We start from the raw sequence: 2121 nt of genomic DNA on the forward strand, positions 1-2121 counted from the left end.
AATTCATATTACGCCCCATGCAGGGGGAATCTTAGAGGTCAGTCACAGAACGATTTTTATTGCTCAGCCCTTGCTGGTAAAGGGATTTAACAAAATTTATTCACTGTGAAGTGTGCGCCTTGGGTTGTAAATATGTGCTACAGAGGGAAGTTTATGCATGAATAATTCAGCGTATTCATTGATTAGGCTTAATGGTAGGGAAATATATTCTTTTGGTTCGTGGTGATGAATGGGTGAATAATAAGGAAATATGCACTCTTTTTCTCTAGATAATTGCTTTGTCAGGATGATTTAATTATCTTTTAACAAAACTTTTTCCATTAAAAGCCACCTCGATCACATCGCTATTTCAGCTATTTTTCGCTCGTTACGTTTGGTTTATTTTCTGAGGGAATAATAATCGGCGGGGCAGTGAAGGTTAGCGATATAGCAGGGTATTTAATTAGTCGGTGTTTGTGCTTATTTATTGCTGTTTTGGATTGGTGCGTGAGCCTGGCGCTGTGCAGTGTCGCTTGGGCAGCAAGGACAGGGATAAGAACGAAGCCGCGGCCGCGCAGATAGCAAAGGGGCGCCGCCAGCACGAAAAAGCCGCCCGAAGGCGGCTTGCGGTACCGATAGGGTTGGGGTTACAGCAGTGCCCCCAGGCTGAGTGCGATAACGCACAGCGCTGTTAAGATGCCGAGTAGTGGGGCGACCCATTTTACCCAGCGCACGTAAGGCACACGGGCAATCGCCAGTCCACCCATGACCACCGCTGAGGTGGGTGTGATCAGGTTGACTAAGCCGGAGGCCGACTGATACGCGGTGACGACCAGCTCGCGCCCGACGCCGGCGAAGTCTGCCAGCGGCGCCATGATAGGCATCGTCAGCACCGCCAGACCGGAACTGGACGGTACCAGGAACGACAGCAGCACTTCGAGGAAGAACATCACGTTGATGAACACCCACGACGACAGGCCAGTAACGATTTGCTCGGCGGAGTTCAGAATAGTGTCGGTAATCATCCCGCGGTCCATGACCACCACAATACCACGGGCGATACCAATGATCAGGGCCACCCCAAGCAGGTCACGGGCGCCGTCAATGAAGCTGGTGGTGAACTCTTCTTCGCTCATGCGTGCGACCAGACCAATGATGATGGTCGCAGCGAGGAACATGGCCGAAATCTCAGCCATCCACCAGCCTGCAACTGACACTCCGTAAATCATTACCGCAAAGGCGGCGCCAAAGATGCACAGGATCAGCTTACGGGTACCGGTAAACGCCAGCACCTCACCGTTCTGGTTGCCGAGGAAGTGGGCTTTGTTCTCTTCATATTTGTCGTAGACGATGGAGTGCGATTGATCTTCGCGCACCAGACGGGCATAACGCATGACATACGCCACACATATTACCCAGCCGATCAGCAATACCGCCGCACGCAGGAAGATACCATCGGTAAATGGGATGCCGGCCGCGTTGGCCGCGATTACTGTGGCAAATGGGTTGATGGTCGAGCCAAGTGTGCCGATCCCCGCTCCGAGCAGCACGGTGGCCGCGGCAACTAATGGGTCAAAGCGGGCAGCCATCATGACGGGCACCAACAGGGTGTAAAAGGGCAGAGACTCTTCGGCCATGCCGTAAATGGTGCCGCCAGCGGCAAACAGCGCCATCAGAATCGGGATCATCAGCTCTTCACGCCCTTGTAAACGGGTCGTGACGCGTTCAATCCCGGCGTCAATTGCTCCGGTTTTGGTCACCAGACCGAGGAAGCCACCGATCACCAGAATGAACAATGAAACGTCGATAGCGCCGGCTTCATAGCTGTTGTGATCGTAAAAGCCATCGATGGGGGCCAGCAGCACATCCACTACGCCCTGAGGGTTGCCGTCCACCCGTTGATACGTACCAGTTACGGGCACTTCGCGGCCAAGATCTTCGTTCATGACGCGTTGATATTGCCCTGCTGGCACGATCCAGGTTAACAGCGCGACCAGCGCGATCAGCACAAACAGGATGGTGTAGGCGGAAGGGAATTTGAAATTAGCAAAGAAGCCTTTTTTCTTTTGCTCGGTTGGTAGGGTTTGCGTTGTCATAGCTATCTCCTTACACCCAGGTACGCCCAGTACTCAGGTGTGAATC

1 protein-coding gene is annotated in these 2121 nt (G+C 52.9%); it reads right to left on the minus strand.

The genetic code is table 11. The features are described 5' to 3' along the window. Positions 1-626: 626 nt before the first annotated feature. Positions 627-2075 (minus strand): YfcC family protein, encoded by a 1449-nt coding sequence (locus tag CAG65_RS14180; RefSeq protein ID WP_161454068.1) that lies wholly within the window; start codon positions 2073-2075, stop codon positions 627-629. Positions 2076-2121 lie beyond the last annotated feature (46 nt).

The organism is Vibrio sp. V39_P1S14PM300 (assembly GCF_009904765.1).
GTDB lineage: Bacteria > Pseudomonadota > Gammaproteobacteria > Enterobacterales > Vibrionaceae > Vibrio > Vibrio proteolyticus.